Origin of the sequence: Paenibacillus sp. CCS19 (assembly GCF_033239625.1) — a bacterium.
Classification (GTDB): Bacteria; Bacillota; Bacilli; order Paenibacillales; family Paenibacillaceae; genus Paenibacillus_T.
The window spans coordinates 22,001-37,221 of sequence record NZ_BTCK01000002.1 but is presented as its reverse complement, the minus strand read 5'-3'; the positions used below and the strand labels follow the sequence as shown (position 1 = coordinate 37,221).

General features: G+C 56.1%; 17 protein-coding genes. All 17 read right to left on the bottom strand.

Annotation, left to right across the window (positions count from 1 at the left end):
• Window positions 1–35 precede the first annotated feature (35 nt).
• On the bottom strand, window positions 36–761 hold the full coding sequence (locus SBI19_RS02415; protein ID WP_317964622.1) for a glycosyltransferase family 2 protein: 726 nt from the start codon (window positions 759–761) through the stop codon (window positions 36–38).
• A 3-nt stretch (window positions 762–764) separates the two neighbouring features.
• Window positions 765–1,721, bottom strand: coding sequence for an NAD-dependent epimerase/dehydratase family protein (locus SBI19_RS02410; RefSeq protein ID WP_317964621.1), 957 nt, complete (start codon window positions 1,719–1,721; stop codon window positions 765–767).
• The gene (locus SBI19_RS02405) at window positions 1,718–2,548 is read right to left on the bottom strand and encodes a dTDP-4-dehydrorhamnose reductase family protein (RefSeq protein ID WP_317964620.1); all 831 of its coding nucleotides are present in this window, start codon (window positions 2,546–2,548) and stop codon (window positions 1,718–1,720) included. Before SBI19_RS02405 ends, SBI19_RS02410 begins: the two co-directional genes overlap by 4 nt.
• The gene (locus tag SBI19_RS02400) at window positions 2,545–3,528 is read right to left on the bottom strand and encodes a polysaccharide biosynthesis protein (RefSeq protein ID WP_317964619.1); all 984 of its coding nucleotides are present in this window, start codon (window positions 3,526–3,528) and stop codon (window positions 2,545–2,547) included. Before SBI19_RS02400 ends, SBI19_RS02405 begins: the two co-directional genes overlap by 4 nt.
• Window positions 3,521–4,615, bottom strand: coding sequence for a non-hydrolyzing UDP-N-acetylglucosamine 2-epimerase (wecB, locus tag SBI19_RS02395; RefSeq protein ID WP_317964618.1), 1,095 nt, complete (start codon window positions 4,613–4,615; stop codon window positions 3,521–3,523). The genes SBI19_RS02400 and wecB overlap by 8 nt, the downstream gene beginning before the upstream one ends.
• Before the next feature lie 24 nt (window positions 4,616–4,639).
• Window positions 4,640–6,190, bottom strand: coding sequence for a glycosyltransferase family 4 protein (locus tag SBI19_RS02390; RefSeq protein ID WP_317964617.1), 1,551 nt, complete (start codon window positions 6,188–6,190; stop codon window positions 4,640–4,642).
• 334 nt (window positions 6,191–6,524) lie between these two features.
• Window positions 6,525–7,595 (bottom strand): CgeB family protein, encoded by a 1,071-nt coding sequence (locus tag SBI19_RS02385; RefSeq protein WP_317964616.1) that lies wholly within the window; start codon window positions 7,593–7,595, stop codon window positions 6,525–6,527.
• Window positions 7,596–7,691: 96 nt separating this feature from the next.
• Window positions 7,692–8,807, bottom strand: coding sequence for a CgeB family protein (locus SBI19_RS02380; protein ID WP_317964615.1), 1,116 nt, complete (start codon window positions 8,805–8,807; stop codon window positions 7,692–7,694).
• A gap of 208 nt (window positions 8,808–9,015) precedes the next feature.
• Window positions 9,016–9,291: a hypothetical protein gene (locus SBI19_RS02375; RefSeq protein WP_317964614.1), complete on the bottom strand. Its 276-nt coding sequence runs from the start codon at window positions 9,289–9,291 to the stop codon at window positions 9,016–9,018.
• Window positions 9,282–9,590 (bottom strand): hypothetical protein, encoded by a 309-nt coding sequence (locus SBI19_RS02370; RefSeq protein WP_317964613.1) that lies wholly within the window; start codon window positions 9,588–9,590, stop codon window positions 9,282–9,284. Before SBI19_RS02370 ends, SBI19_RS02375 begins: the two co-directional genes overlap by 10 nt.
• Entirely contained in the window at window positions 9,587–9,919 is a 333-nt protein-coding gene (locus SBI19_RS02365; RefSeq protein ID WP_317964612.1) for an alpha-helical endospore appendage domain-containing protein, read from the bottom strand. Before SBI19_RS02365 ends, SBI19_RS02370 begins: the two co-directional genes overlap by 4 nt.
• A 30-nt stretch (window positions 9,920–9,949) precedes the next feature.
• The gene (locus tag SBI19_RS02360) at window positions 9,950–10,231 is read right to left on the bottom strand and encodes a nucleoside-diphosphate sugar epimerase (RefSeq protein WP_317964611.1); all 282 of its coding nucleotides are present in this window, start codon (window positions 10,229–10,231) and stop codon (window positions 9,950–9,952) included.
• A 73-nt stretch (window positions 10,232–10,304) separates the two neighbouring features.
• On the bottom strand, window positions 10,305–11,678 hold the full coding sequence (locus SBI19_RS02355) for a glycosyltransferase family 2 protein (RefSeq protein ID WP_317964610.1): 1,374 nt from the start codon (window positions 11,676–11,678) through the stop codon (window positions 10,305–10,307).
• A gap of 27 nt (window positions 11,679–11,705) precedes the next feature.
• The gene (locus SBI19_RS02350) at window positions 11,706–12,854 is read right to left on the bottom strand and encodes a GT-D fold domain-containing protein (RefSeq protein ID WP_317964609.1); all 1,149 of its coding nucleotides are present in this window, start codon (window positions 12,852–12,854) and stop codon (window positions 11,706–11,708) included.
• A gap of 18 nt (window positions 12,855–12,872) precedes the next feature.
• Window positions 12,873–13,607 (bottom strand): sugar phosphate nucleotidyltransferase, encoded by a 735-nt coding sequence (locus SBI19_RS02345; RefSeq protein WP_317964608.1) that lies wholly within the window; start codon window positions 13,605–13,607, stop codon window positions 12,873–12,875.
• A 43-nt stretch (window positions 13,608–13,650) separates the two neighbouring features.
• On the bottom strand, window positions 13,651–14,409 hold the full coding sequence (locus tag SBI19_RS02340) for a glycosyltransferase family 2 protein (RefSeq protein ID WP_317964607.1): 759 nt from the start codon (window positions 14,407–14,409) through the stop codon (window positions 13,651–13,653).
• Window positions 14,409–15,167: a glycosyltransferase family 2 protein gene (locus SBI19_RS02335; protein WP_317964606.1), complete on the bottom strand. Its 759-nt coding sequence runs from the start codon at window positions 15,165–15,167 to the stop codon at window positions 14,409–14,411. The genes SBI19_RS02340 and SBI19_RS02335 overlap by 1 nt, the downstream gene beginning before the upstream one ends.
• Window positions 15,168–15,221: the final 54 nt, after the last annotated feature.

Below are 15,221 nucleotides of genomic sequence, written 5' to 3'. Positions count from 1 at the left end.
CTCTGCCGCGTTCCTGCCGGCTTATACAGCTTCGCTTATCGGATGCCGAGCTGTCTGAGATACGTCGACCAGCGTTGTTCATAGTGACTGAACAGCGCTCTCGTTTCCTGCTCGATCGCTTCCTTATGCTGCAGCGTTCCCATTCCTTCATGCCAGCGGTATGCAATAAGCGGTTCCGGCGTCAGGTGAACCGGATATCCCCCCAGCATGACGCGATACCAATAATCGAGATCATGCGTATACCGCTGATGCTCGTTGAACAACCCGATCCGCTTGAACAGCTCTTTCTTCATCATCACGGTACAGCCGTTGATCGGGTTGCTATTGCGGAACGTCCGAAGCATGTCATTGGCAGCCTTCGGCGGAATAATTCCTAATTGCGTATATTTGCCTCTGCCATCGATGACATCGAAACCCGTATGGCCGATCCATGCTTCCGCCTTCTGCATCGAAGCCAGCTGGCGGTTTATTTTGTCCGGATAGAAGAAATCATCGGAGCTCAGCCATGCCACATATTCCCCGCTCGCATATCGAAAGCCGTGGTTCAACGCGCTCGCCGTGCCGCCGTTTCGTTTCCCCAGATAACTGATTCTGCCCAGATAAGGCTTAAGCAGATCGGCATGTTCCGTCGACCCGTCATCGACGACGATCACTTCGACATTCGCGTACGTTTGCGCAAGCGCGCTCTCGACTGCTTCCCGGACGTACGGATCGTTATAGAACGGAATAATAATCGATACTTTCGGATTTCCTGCAATCATTCGCTAGCCCTTCCCTTTCTGTGCATGAATCGTTCTCGCATCGCCCAGCGCATCCTGAAGCGACTGCGCAAGCGGTATGCGGGCCTGCCAGCCAAGCGAGTGAATGCCGCCCAGATCGACCGCCTCCGGCGATTGAGCCGACGAATCGCCAATCTCGAACGCCAGCTTGCTATGCGCCATCGCGGCGAATTGAAGTGCAAGCTGCTCCAGCGTCACGAACTGGCCGGAAGCGACCGGATAGACGCTGCCGCTAGTGCCGCTTCGCAGCAGCACTTCATATGCGGCCATCGCATCGCGCACATCCAGGAAGTCGCGCCGTTCATCGCGCGACGACAGTCGGAATGGCGCAGCCGTCTCGCCGGCAGCCTCTGCTGCCTCCGTCTGCGCCGTATACCGCGCCAGCAGCGCACACAACCCCTCTGATCGGCCGGGGCCGATCAGATTGGATGGCTCGGCAACGATGACATCCATTCCATAAAGGGATGACCAGCATTGCGAGACAAGCACCTGCACCATTTTGCTCAAGCTGTATGGATGAAGGGGGGCAGGTGTCGCATCCGTGTCTGCCGAAGGCCGAAATCGGAGCATCGAGCCTGCAACGAGCACACGGCACGGGCGGCCAGCCGCTCTTATCGCTTCAAGCAGATGAACCGTCCCCATCCCGTTCGTCATTAGATACGCAGACGGATCCAGCCAAGATCCCCCTACTGCGTTCAACCCAGCCAGATGAACGACCGCATCCGGCTGCGCCTGTGCAATCACTCTCCGCGCATCGTCTCGATCCGTCCAATCGCAGGCAATGACCTCATGTCCGCTATCCGGGCCAGGGGCAGCCGCTTCAAGGCCGATGCGACGAGAGACGGCAGCCACGACCTCCCATCCCGCTTGACGAAAATGGACAACCGCATGCTCGCCGCTGAACCCGCCCGCTCCTGTCACCAATACACGTAGGCCGGTCATGTGGATCGCATCCATGCCGCCAATTCGCTCAGCATTTGCGGATAATACGGCGCTTCATAGCTCCAATCGGTGCGGATCGGCGCAAGCGTCCGATCGATAACTGGCGTATCCGTTGGCGTAATCACAGCTTCATAATGGTCGAATGCAGCTTGGAACAAATGCAGCAGCTCCAGCTTGCTCACGATCTCTGGCGCAGCAAGCTGCACGAGTCCGCCGATGTGCGGATGCAAGATCGCATAGCGTACCGCCTTCGCCAGCTCCAGCGTCGTAACGCCGTTCCAGTACACGCGCGAATAGCCTTGAATCGTCCCGGACTGCTTCAGAAACCATTGCAGCAGACCGATGCCTGCCGCATTCTGGTCCGGCCCGATAATCGAGGTGCGGATCGTGAGATGCCGCGGATCCGTCACCTCGCCAATCGCCTTCGTTCGGCCGTATACCGATGGATTGTCGGGCGTATCCTGCTCCGTATACAACCCTTGGCTGCCGGAGAATACGCAGTCGCTGCTAATATGAATGAGACGCGCCCCTATCGTATCCGCGGTGTGTCGCAGCCAATGCGGAAGCAGTCCATTGACCTGATAGGCAGCGAGCGGATGATGCTCGGCATCGCTATTCAGAACGCCCGCTGCATTGACGATGACGTCGGGACGATGCTCGGTAACGACAGCCAGCACCTGCTTAAAGTCCGATGCATCCAGCGGTATTCCTTCGGGATCGTCAGACCTTCTCGTGGTGTGCGCGACGTTTACGTCTTCTACTGTGCGAAAATATTGAACCAGCAGATGACCGGCCATCCCATTGCCGCCGATCACAAGCAGCTTCATGCGAGGAACCCCCCGCGCACCAGCAGCTGCCGGATATGCTCCTTATCCATAATGTTCTGGCTGGAGCTGAAACTGTCGAATTCGACCGGCGCATACGAGCTGTAGCGCTCCTTCAAGCCTGGCACATCGAGCGGCGGCAGAATGACCAGATACTCATCGTCATAGACGACCGTGCTCTTGCTCTCGAATTCCGTCAGCAGAATCTCATGAAGCTTTTCGCCCGGACGCGTGCCCGTTTCCACAATGTCTGCCTGACGTCCCAGCGATTCCATCAGCACCTCTGCCAAGTCGACAATTCGGCATGTCGGCATCGTCATGACGAATATTTCGCCCCCGATGCTCTCCTCCGACGCTTTGAACAGCAGACTAATCGCATCCTGAAGCGTCAGGAAGAACCGTGTCATGCGCAGATCCGTAATGCCGACCTGCCGCTTCGACTGAATCTGGTGAATGAACAGATGAACGACGCTGCCGTTCGTACCAAGCACATTGCCGCCGCGGACGCAGACGAACTTCGTCTCCGACCGTAGCAGGTTCGCGTATACGATCAGCTTCTCGCCAATCGCCTTCGTCATGCCGTAGAAGTTCGATGGATTCGCTGCCTTATCGGTCGAGATATAGATGACCCGTTTGACGCGGTTCGCAATGGCCGCCTCGATGACGTTCTGCGTACCTATTACATTGGTCTTCAATGCCTCATACGGCTGATCCTCGCAGACCGGCACATGCTTGAGCGCGGCCAGATGGAACACGTAGTCCACCTGCTCGCACGCACGCATCAAGGCTTCCTTGTCGCGAATATCTCCGATGCAGAATGTCAGACGCTTATCCTCGAAAAACCGGCTCATCGCCACCTGACTCGATTCGTTTCTAGAGAAAACAATGATTTGCTTCGGATTCTGCGGCAGCAGCTGACGGATTAACTCGTATCCCCATGAACCGGTTCCGCCAGTCACCAGAATACGCGAATTGTTAAACATTCCATTTCCCTCCAAGCACATATTTCACCACAATGTCCGAAACATGTTCGGCCTTGTACCCATCCGGCACTGACCAGTTCGCCGGCAAGCTCATCATAACGGCAGCGGCTCCTGCGATATTCTCAGGCTTCAAGCCGCAGACAACATTGCTCCCGCAATCGACCGTCTCAGGACGTTCGGTCGTATCGCGAATCGTCACGGTCGGCACGCCGAACAAGCAGCATTCCTCCTGCACCGTCCCGCTGTCCGTAATCGCGAGCCGCGCATCCTTCTCCAGCTTCACGAAGTCGAGAAATCCGAACGGCTCATACAGCTCAACTAGCGGATGAAGCGTATGCGCAGCGACGCCGCCTTCCAGCTTGGAACGGGTTCGCGGATGAACGCTGCACACGATTCGCAGTCCCGATTTGTCCGCGACCATGTTCAGCCCGTCTATAATCGACCGCAGACGCACAGGATCATCGACATTCTCCGCCCGATGGGCGGTCACGATCACATATTGACCCGCTGTCAGTCCCAGCCGATCCATAATGCCGCTCGCTTCGATTCGCGGCATGTAGTGGTTGAGCACTTCATAGATGGGGTTACCTGTCTGCACGATTCGATCTGCGGGAACGCCTTCTCGCAGCAAATTGCTTTTGCTGTAACCGGTATACGGCATATTGATTGTCGAAACGGCATCGATGATGCGCCGGTTTTTCTCCTCAGGCACTTTCAGATCGTAACAGCGATTGCCCGCTTCCATATGAAGAACCGGAATCCCCATCCGCTCCGCAACGATGGCGCATAAGGCACTGTTCGTATCCCCAAGCAGCAGTACAACATCCGGCTTCTCGCGCAGTAGCACCTGTTCGATCTCTCCGAAGATGGCGGACAGCTGCGCGCCTAACGTTTGTTTGCCTGTTGACAGCGTATAGTCTGGGGGACGCACCTCCATCTCTTCGAAAAAAATGCCGCTTAACGAAGGCGAGAAATTCTGCCCAGTGTGAACGAGCGTATGCTTCTCCGCCAACTGATCCAGCTTCGCAATAATGAGACTCAAGCGAATGATCTCCGGTCTTGTGCCTAGAATCGTCATAACACGCATGGACTTCTCTCCTTTCCCTGCTCCTTAGCTCCGCTTCTTACGCCGCACGCTCTTGCCGCTTCTGCTCCGTCGTCTTGTCGCAGCGCGGCCTCTCGACTTGCCGGACCGCTTCTTCCCGCTTCGCGATCTGACGCTCTTGCGGCTTCTTCTGCCGCGAGCGCGCGGCCGCGGAGGCGGCGGTGCCGGAGGCAGAATAGCGGGCAGCTCGAATCGGCCAATCGGCTCGCCCTTCGGCAGCGCATGAATCGTTGCATCGTCGATCTGCATAATCTGCTCCAGCGAATAACCAGCTTCGATAACGGCAGCTTCCGATCGGAAAGGCCGAAGCACGCCGCCCTCCAGCAAATAAATGACAGGTTCGCTGCCGCGCACGAGATGCGGGACTCGTATCGTGTTCGTTCGGAGCAGCTCCAGCAGCCGAAGCAGCTTAATCCGATAGGCGGTCAAACCGTATGCCAGGTCCGCAGCGTGAGCGTTCTTCTCTCCGACCGCATGCAGGTCACTGGTATGGAGCAGCGCATCCACGCGAGCGATCAGACCGCCAACGTCTCCAACGGGCACCGCATTCGCCGCGTTGCCGGTGGCAGCCATAATTTCTGCAAGTCCGCCAGCAGCGAAGGCCACGACCGGTTTCTTGAAAATAAGTCCTTCAAGCGCCGTCAGACCGAAGCCTTCCGCCGTTAAGCTTGGCACGACCAGCAGGTCGAAGGCAGGATAGATCGTCTCGATCCGATCCTCGAATTGGACCCAGCGGAATCGCTCCAACAGACCCGCCTGTCTGACCATATCGATGCCGGAGTCGAACAGCGGCCGATCAACCGGGTTGCCGACGACCAGGAACATCGCGTTCGGGTGACGCGCCGCAATGTCGATCGACATTTTGATGTAAGGGATGAAACCTTTGTTCTCATAGATCGAGGAGGCGATGAAGCCGATCAGCTTATGCTGGTGCTTGATCGCAAGCCGATTGCGCCTGTTCTCCCTATTCGCCTGCCAGCTTGCGGGATGAAGAGAGTCGATATGCCAGGACGGCGGCAGCAGCATCGTTCGGTTCGCAAGCTGGGGGAAGAACATTCGGATCGGCTGCAGCGTGGAATCAGAGATTCCGACAATCCAATCGGAGTAACGTTCGAATAGGGCGACTGAAGCGGATGTGTACGGGGTTAATCGGATCGTTTCCATGAGCATCCAGACGACTGGAATGCCGAGCTCCTTCGCCGCGATTGCAGGCATCGGATGGACGGAGGTGCTCACAAGCACAACGTCAGGGCGCTGTTCAGCCAGCAGCTGCACGAGCGCTGCGTAGTCCGAATGGCTTCTGAACTCATGCAGCTCTTCCATTAGATGCGGCTGCGCCAGATAGAGCGGAACAGAGATTGGGATCGGCTGAACAACAATCGATACGCCTGCCGAAGCAGCCTGGGCAGACAAATACCCGGTGTTCGGAACGACGAGCGTGCAGTTGAAGTACGGGAGCAGCTCCTTCAGCATGAACAGCAGCAGCTTCTCCGCACCGGTAACATACGACTGGCTGCAAATATGAGAGAAAGCGAACAACCGAGGCTTGGAACGCAAGCAGACCTCACCTCCTGAAGATTTTGTGGCGGCTTCAGGCATCGTTATACGATGTCTAAAGCCACAAAAGCTGCTTCGTAAGCACCAGCTTAGATTTTGTAGCGGCTTTAGACATCGAATCGATGTCTAAAGCAACACAAGTTGCTTCGTAAACATCCTGTCACTATGAAATGCTGCTACCTTTATATCTTCGTTTCTATAATATATTGACGAGATGTTCGAACTGGCACGACAGATGGACCTGCACCAAATGCACAAAAAATCGGCGGACGGATGCCGCACTTGACGTGCGGCATCCGTCCGCCGAGCAATCGTCCAACCAAGATAAACTGCCTTATTGTCCGAACAGAACCGCCAGCATATACTCGAGCCGCTTCACGTACGTGTGCTCCCGCAGCGTTCTATGCAAGCCCCGTAGCGCGATCAGCTTCCGTTCCTGCTCGTGAGCCAGGTAATATTCAATCTTCTCGATCATCTCTTGCGGGGAAGAGTAGGTTACAATCTCAACATCCGGCGTGTAATAGAATGGAAGATCCTCCCGAATGTCCGTCAGCTGAAGCGTTGCGCAAGCGGCGATTTCAAAAGTCCTCGGGTTCGGAGATACCGCGTTAATTGCTAGACTGTTATTATTGAACGATTCGTCGTCGTGCGCCCGATGCATGTTAATGACGATTTTGGCCCCGTTATAGTTGGCTGCCGTCTCATCCGGCTCCATCCATCGGCTCGTTATCTTAGGCGCAAGTTTCGAATATTCCCGCAGCCGCTCCCACCAGATGCCGGTAATGAGCGTATCCTTCGTAAGCAGATAGTCGGTGATTTGATCGAAGAACCCTACGCGCTTCCAATAAGCCGAACCAACGAAGCTCACTTCTTTGCGCGCGCTGCGCGGCGGATTGCCAGGCCGGAATACGCTTGGGTACACACCGAGCGGCAGATGGTGCACGCTCGGACAGCCAAGCGCCTGATAGAAAGGCACACACATCCGTTCCAGCGTGAACACATGGTCGTAATGCGGTGCCAGACGTGAGGTAATATCGGTGTAATACGGATCGTCCGTGAACCAAACAACGATACGAATGCCTTCCCGTCGAACCGCATCCACCACCGACGTCTCGAATTCCAGCCCGTCGAGTACGATCACAACGTCCGGTCGAAGTCTTGCCGCGATTTCGGCGATCGGCTGCTGCGCATTCGCTATGCTGACGCGCACAGCGAGCATCCGCAGCGTATCGGCGATCGCTTGATCGAGCGGCGAATAAGGAAAACCTTTGCCCGTTGCAACGAACAGCACATGAATCGGGCGAATTTGAACAGACTGCGGAATGGATTGAATGACCGCCTCGCATTGTCCATACCAATAACCGTGTTCCCACCCTAGGGCATAAGCAGCCTCTCTTCCAAGCAATCTGGATCCCCCCTTTGCCGTTCGATGCCGGTCGCGACGAATCGGAGTTGGCAATGCTACCACCCTCTCTTTCAACATTGGACTGCACCCTCGGCGTTACAATCTGTTCGAATAACCTAGTTCCTGCATCAGCCGAGTCATCCTCGACAAGTAAGTATGCTCCCGCCTCGTCCGCGCAAGGCCGCGAAGGGCAATCAAACGGCGAGCTTCTTCATTAGCGAGATAATAACGAATTTTATCGGCGAGCTCGACCGCATTGCCATACGTCTCGAGCTCTACGCCGGGGCGGTAATACATGCCTAAATCCTCGCGAATGTCCGTTAACTGCATCGTGCCGCAAGCCGCAATCTCGTACGTACGCGGATTGATCGAACGACCCGGATATCGATAAGAGTTCCTATTGTCGGCTCCGGCTTCCGTCGTCCGGTGCATATTAATGACAATTCTCGCTCCATTGTAATAAGCGGCCGATTCTTCGACCGGCAGCCAGCCATGACGAATGAACGGCTTCAGCCGTTGATATTCCTTCAATCGGTCCCACAAGCCGCCGGCGATGAATACTTTGAGCCCTGCAAGCTGCGGCGCGATCACATCGAACATTTGCACCCGATTCCAGAATCCCTGACCAATGAAGCATACGTCCGAGGAATAGTTAAGCCCTACCCGCATCGGCTTGAAGACCGCGATGTCGGCACCGAGCGGCATATAATGAACATCCTTGCAGCCGATCAGCTGATACAGCGGAATCGTACTCAGCTCGTGCGTCAAGATCGTATCGTAATGCGGAGCAATAAGGACGGTATCGTCCGTAACGTACGGGTCGTCTGCAAACCAGATAACAGTTCGAATGCCGGCTGCGCGTATACGGTCAATTTGTGCAAGGTGATCATCCGGGAAGACGTGCAGCCCGTTCAGAACGAGCACGAAGTCCGGTCGAATAAGCAGCGCCTGCTCCGCCATGCGAATCGGTTCGACGACATGCAGCTCCCTCACCGATTGGCGAAGCGCTTGTATAAGGCCGTTATCGATGGCCTGGAAGCCCTGCGGCACGAATATGACCCGTAGATTGTACAGCACCGGAGCAGGTGGATTGGCGAGCTGCATCACAGCCTCGCAAGCACCGTCTCGCCAGCCGATCCGATATCCATCTGTCCTGCCTCGCTCATGCGAGTCTGCTTCGGAGGCGGCTTGGGGCCGCGTATTCCAGCTCATACCTTTCACCTCTTCTCCACAATATGCTCTCCATGTCGAGCGCACACGGGTATATGCGTACGGGCTGCAAAATTGGCTCTTGACGGGTATCCGCCTGTCCGATAATGAGGCGCGAGGCGCACGAATAGCCCGGATTGCTCCGCAACGGATCAAATGAATCCGTTAGTGCGCTCCGGGCATTAGGTTAGACAACGCGTGGCATCGGTGCCTAAGGCTGAATCTCGTACGCAATCTGATGACCGTCCTCGAAGCCTTTGGCGAAACCAGCATTATACCCTTCGTTATAGGCTGCATCATACGCTTGATTGTAAGCTGGCTCTTGCACGACCTGCGGAACAGATGACTTACGCGGCGTACGACGCTTAGTGACTGATTTACGCGATCTGGCAGATGTCGTCTTCCGTTTCGACGATGCGGACTTAGCGCCCCTCTTCGTCGTTCTCGAGGTCCGCCGCACCTTCTGTCTGCTCTTCTTCACTGCCATTGCTTAGGTTCCCCCTTGGTCCTCCGCCGCTTGCTGCCAGACTGCTGATTGATCCATGGTCCGGACGGGCGGCCCTGCCGCCGCTGTCCGAATCGAATGCCGACCACAGACTCCGTCAGCATCTGCTGCATCTGGCTCAGCTGCGCAATATTGTCACGAAGCGACTTCGCGACCGGATCGGCGTGAACAGATACATCGGCAATCGACTCCAGAATGCGAGCCAACGCTCGCTGGCTGCGCGCAATCGAGCTGACTAACTCAAGCTTAACGGCGCGCTCCCGATCCGCTAACCGGCTCACGGGTGACCTCCTGGTCCCGGTCCGCCGAGCATGCCGTTATTATCGTCACCTTCAAGCCCGTGCTCTAATGCTACGCGTATAACAGCATTCATGCCTCTGCCTATTTTGGTAAGTCCGTCAATGACCTCTACGATCTGATCGTGCATGCGCAGCGATTCTTTCAACTGCTGCTGCTGCTCGTAGTAGGCATCCGACGAGACGTGGTTGCATATCCAGTTTCTTACTTTCTCCGCTTCTACCGCTTTGGCTTCCAGGATCATGGAAATGTCCCATTGCAGCTTGGCGGCAGTATCCAGCATGCGCTGAAAGGCCTGCTCGCGTCCCGCCATTTCATTGCCGCCTCCCATGGTTCATCGTTGTTATTCCTCGTCTTCCATCTCCATGATGACGTGATACATTTGCTCCGCCATCATCTCCTGCAGCTCCGCTACACTGAATAAATAAGCGATGACGCTCTTCGTCACTCCGCTCGCTTGATCAAGCAGCCCTGCGAAACCGCCGAACTCGGGGTCTTCATCCGGCAGCGCATGAACCATCTGCGCCATGCGGACGGCAACATGCCGCTGCGCTTCCAGCACACGGGCAACTTGCCGGCTCGTATGCGATACATGCTCAATCAGCGCGTCTACAGGATCTTCCACTAGCGCTGCCCCTTTCTCTCACTCTGCTGTTCCAGCATATGCGGCGCAAGCCGTACGGTGACTGGGCCGGAAGCTATAACGACTGGTGCAGCACAACCGGCGCAATGATCGGAAGCCCGTCTTGCAGACTGCTTAGCTGCGCATCACTGAAGCGCTGCATATGCCGACGGTCCAGCCCCCAGCGCTCTGCCGCATCCTGCGTTACGATCCGCCGCTTCGTGCCTGCCGCCACCCAATAACGTATGCCATCGCCATTCGCAGCCAATGTGCCTGCAGCCCCGCTCTGCGCATTCCAAATCCCAGGATCGTTCGCTTCGATCGGTTCACCGATCGGATACCTCTTCATATCAAGCTGCGACAACCGAACAACCGGCAGCATCGTATTTCCCGATAGCGGCCGCCGTTTCCCGTTGTCCAGCCAGTAGACCGTCTCCCCAACGCCCTTCACAAATACATGATCCGGATAAAAGTCCGTCAGCCCTCCCGGCCTAGGCGTCGAACTGGACTGCTCCTCATGCGAAGCCCGCCATTCGTTCACATGATGCACAAGCTCATGCGGGTTGCCCCATTTGCCCATATAGAAACGCATGTTACGCTCGTTAATGCTCTCGAACTGCTGTCCCGTCGCCTTCATGCTGACACTTCCGAAATGATGGATGAACGAATCTTTCGCAATGACCATCGAATACCCCAGCAGCCGGACCCGAATATTGTAATCGTCATCCTCGAAGTTGCCGACCTCGAACCCTTCATCCAAATAGCCGACCTTCTCCAGCAGCTCGCGCCGAAACAATAGACAGAACCCCGTCAACCGATCCGTTCTAATCCATCTAGCCGGATTGGACTCATTGTTGCGCCGCGCGAATTCGTGCATATCGATGATATCGGTATAAGGAACGTCGATCTGCTGATCCCCGCTAATATAGTTGGTTACCGGCCCCACCATCCCGATCTTCGTCTCGCTGTTCAAACAAGCGAGCATGTTGTCGAGCCAGTTATCCGTTACGAGCGTGTCATTGTTCAGCAGCAGCAGCGTCGTTCCCTTCGCCATCATAAGCCCCATGTTGACGGCGCCTGCGAACCCATGGTTGTCCGCAAGGATCCGATATCGCACCTGTGATCCGATTTCCTTCAAATACTCCGCGGTTTCATCCGTTGAGCCATTATCAACAATGATGATCTCATATGGAAGATCGGTGTGCTCGCCAATGCTTTCTACGCAAGCCTTCAAATATTTCGCCTGATTGTAGGTCGGAATAATGATGCTCGTGCCGTCAAATAACGTCTCAAAGCTTTCGATTCCGGCGCGTTTTCCATCCTCGTATCCTGCACCGTATCCTAACTCCTGCCGCGAAGGTTGTGCTGTGGAAGAACGCCTTACAGCTCTTGGCGCATTACGCCGGGAGCGGCGCCGGGAGCCTCGAAGCTGCCGCAATGTGCTTCTCATGCTCTTCATCCTCTTTCTAAACCAAAGTTATAGCGATAACTCCCGCTTCGTGATTCCGTCAGCCAGATGCCCGAAATCAAGCGCCGCCTTGCCAAGCTCAGCGGCGATCCTCGAAGCAATAACAACCGCAGGGATACCTGCCGCCACAAGGGCAAGATCGAAGTCAACGCCGCGCGCTTCCATCACAACCCGATCAACGTCCGCCATCCCGCGCACGGGCGCGATAACTCCCGTTACTCGGTAACCCCGCTCGATCAGCATCTCGGCTAAACCGGGGGATGCATTGCCGATCAGAAGCAGATTCTTCCCTTGCAGCAGCCGCTGCAGAAGCCTTTCCTGATAGAGGCCATAATTGATCGTCGAGATCGTAAGCCGCATAGAGCGCAGATCAAGATGATGCCCTCTTAGCGCAGGGTAGAGCAGCGGTTGAAACTGTTTGCGCCGCGACAACGGAACGCCAACAATCGTTGCCTGACGAATCGCTGTTGCAAGCAAATTTCGCGAGACGATATCAGGAGGCGTAACGCCTGCATAAGGTAGAAAAGCTGCCTGTGCCGCCGTTTGTTCGGCAGGGATAACGATATCCTGCGCAAGCGCCATCAGCTCGCCATCTCCTAGACGTACGACCGAATACGGGGTGCTGTCACGGATCGCGGTTTCAAGCTCGTTAAACACCTCGATCGTACTCATCAGCCGAATGCCAAGCGGCAGCAGTTGTTCGACTCCTGCTGCAATGACATCGCGCAGACTAATGTCCGGCAGAATGACGCCATAGGGCATCGCCTTCTCATACAACTCTTCACCAGCAGCGAAGATCGCTTCCTCCCGAGCCTGGTCATCCACCTGTCCGAATAGGCGATTGGGCTGCAGAGGTTCTGTCGGCGGAGCCGCTGGAACGACTGCAGCCAGTTCATGCTGCGCTGGATACGGGTTCGATAGATCAGCAGACAGCCGCTCCTGCTCCAATGGCCGTCTGCCATAGCCGCGGCTTCTCCTTCTTAGCTGCGACCTCTTGCGGCTCTGGGTACCTGTCCATATGGAGCCGCGGCGAGACTTGCGCTTCGAGATGCCGGCCCCCGTACGGACCGGAGTCCGCCGTATAGCCGTCGCACGGCTTGGCGATCGAACCGATTTGCGGGAGGTGAGGGCAGATAGCTGAGTTTGCCTAACAACCATTGTCTTCCCTCGCTCTCCTTAATCAGCAGTCGATGAATTGCCCATCATTCGAACGGCAGCTTCATGAAGCGACTCGAACGTGCCGGCGTCGGTCCACCAGCCGTCAAGAACCATATAGGACAGCTTCCCTAACCGGGCATAAGCGTTGTTCAAATCCGTAATTTCCAGTTCGCCGCGTTCCGAAGGCGATAAGCCTGCAATGAGCTCGAAGGCGGACGAATCGTAGAAGTAGATCCCCGTCACGCTGTAGCTCGTATCCGGCGCGTCGGGCTTCTCCGTAATGCGGACAATCGATTGTCCGCTCTCATCGAACGTTGGAACGCCGTAACGACGAGGGTCCGCCACGTGCTTGAGCAGCACCATTGCACCGCTTGCCTGCTTCTCGAACTGCGCGGCGAATCGCTCCAGCGAATCCTCGAACAGGTTGTCGCCGAGCAGCAGGACGAATCTCTCATGCGGTCCGATGAACGGCTTCGCGAGATCGAGCGCCTGCGCAATGCCCCCTGCCTCTTCCTGAATCCGATACGTAATCGAGACGCCGAACTCCGCGCCGCTGCCGAGATAGGTAATGAACAGTCCAGCCGTTGCGCGGCCTGTAATCAGCAGAATGTCGGTAATGCCAGCCTCTTTCATTTTGTCGATCGCATAATGAATCATAGGGTAACGGCCGACGGGCAGCATATGTTTATTGAGCAAAGTCGTGAGCGGCCGAAGCCTTGTGCCGGTTCCGCCAGCCAGTATGACAGCTTTCACTTACGATCCTCCTCCTGCATGAACGGGTATAGGTGCCCGTCCGTCATGTGCCGATAAATATACTCGGATCGATTCCCCACTTGTCGATGAACATTGTGCGGTTCCGTTCGAGCAGCTGCTTAACCGTATGCTCGCCCTGCTGCCGGAAGCTCGCGCTGCCCTCGTGATAGATGAGCGCATCGCGGCACATCATCAGTCCGTAGCCATTCATCCGAATGCGCAGGCAGTAATCGTCATCCTCGTAATGACCAGGGGAGAATCGTTCGTCCAGCTCGCCGACCTTCTCATACACCTCACGCTTGAACAGCATGCACAGCCCGACAATTCGAAGAACTCGCTCACGCGCGCTAGGGTCAGGGCGATTCGTCTGCTCGGCAATGCGCATGAACTGCTCGAGCCCATCGAACGAATACGTCACCTGCTGTTGGCCGCTCGCATAGTTCGTAACCGGCCCTGCCAATCCGATTCCCGGCTCCTGTGCCAGCCCGGCAGACAGATTGAGCAGCCAGTTCGGCGTGGCGACGATATCATTATTAAGCAGCATAAGCTGATCGCCGGACGCGATTCGAAGCCCCTTGTTACATGCCGCTGGAAAACCTGCATTAGCCGAAATAGCTATGAACGTTATCCCTCTGCCCGCACACCATTCAGCTGTCCCGTCATTCGAACCGTTATCGACGACGATAAGCTCATAAGGCGTAACTCGTTCATCGGTATGGATTCGTATCGATTGAATCAAACGCTGCAGCAGCGGCAACCCGTTATACGTCGGAATAATAATACTCGTCGATTTCGCACTCATCAGAGCTGCCTCCGCATAACGACATGCCTTCTCCGTCCGTTATCCTCTTTCGTCAATCGGCTGCCGCCTGCATCCATTGCATATTTGAGCGCTTCGATGTGGTCGCCGATAATGAGACGGGACACTTCGTTGTCCCTGCCGACATTGCTGCTGCGGACGCGATTGGATTGCAGCACGTTCACTGAAGCTGCGGTTCGAATGCGCAGTCCCGCTTCGATTGCAGCAGCTTGCGCCTTCGGCGGCACCGCCAGCAGTCCGCTGCCGATTCGCTCGATCGCTTGCCGAGACATCGCGTGCGGAACGCATGTGAGCGAGTTCGCTCGCAGGTCGGGACGTCCGAGCGACAGATTCAGGAACGCCTTCATCTTCGTCACTTCATCCCAATCGCGAAACAGCGGCAAGTACGGCGATATATCGTTCAACGCAATATCGGAGCCATGCGCAATCGCTGCAATGAACCGTTTGAGCCGATCGGCACCGATAGGGAAATCACCGTCCACGAACAGGACGATATCGGATCTCGTCAGCTTGGCGCCGATGGAACGGCCGACATCATGCCCCAGCCTCTCGGCATAATGCACGACGGTCACTTGCGGGAACGATCGCGCAATCGACAAGCTGCTATCGGTACAGCCATTCAGAACAACAATCGTTTCTTCCAATGGAAGCTTCCCAAGCTCCCGCAGAACGAGCGGCAGGCTCGCTTCCTCATTCAACACCGTTACGACGGCGGATACTCGGCAACCCGCCGGCAGCACGGCTGGGGACTCCTCAGTTTCGGGTCTTTTCACTCGTCGTCGGCTTGCCATCCT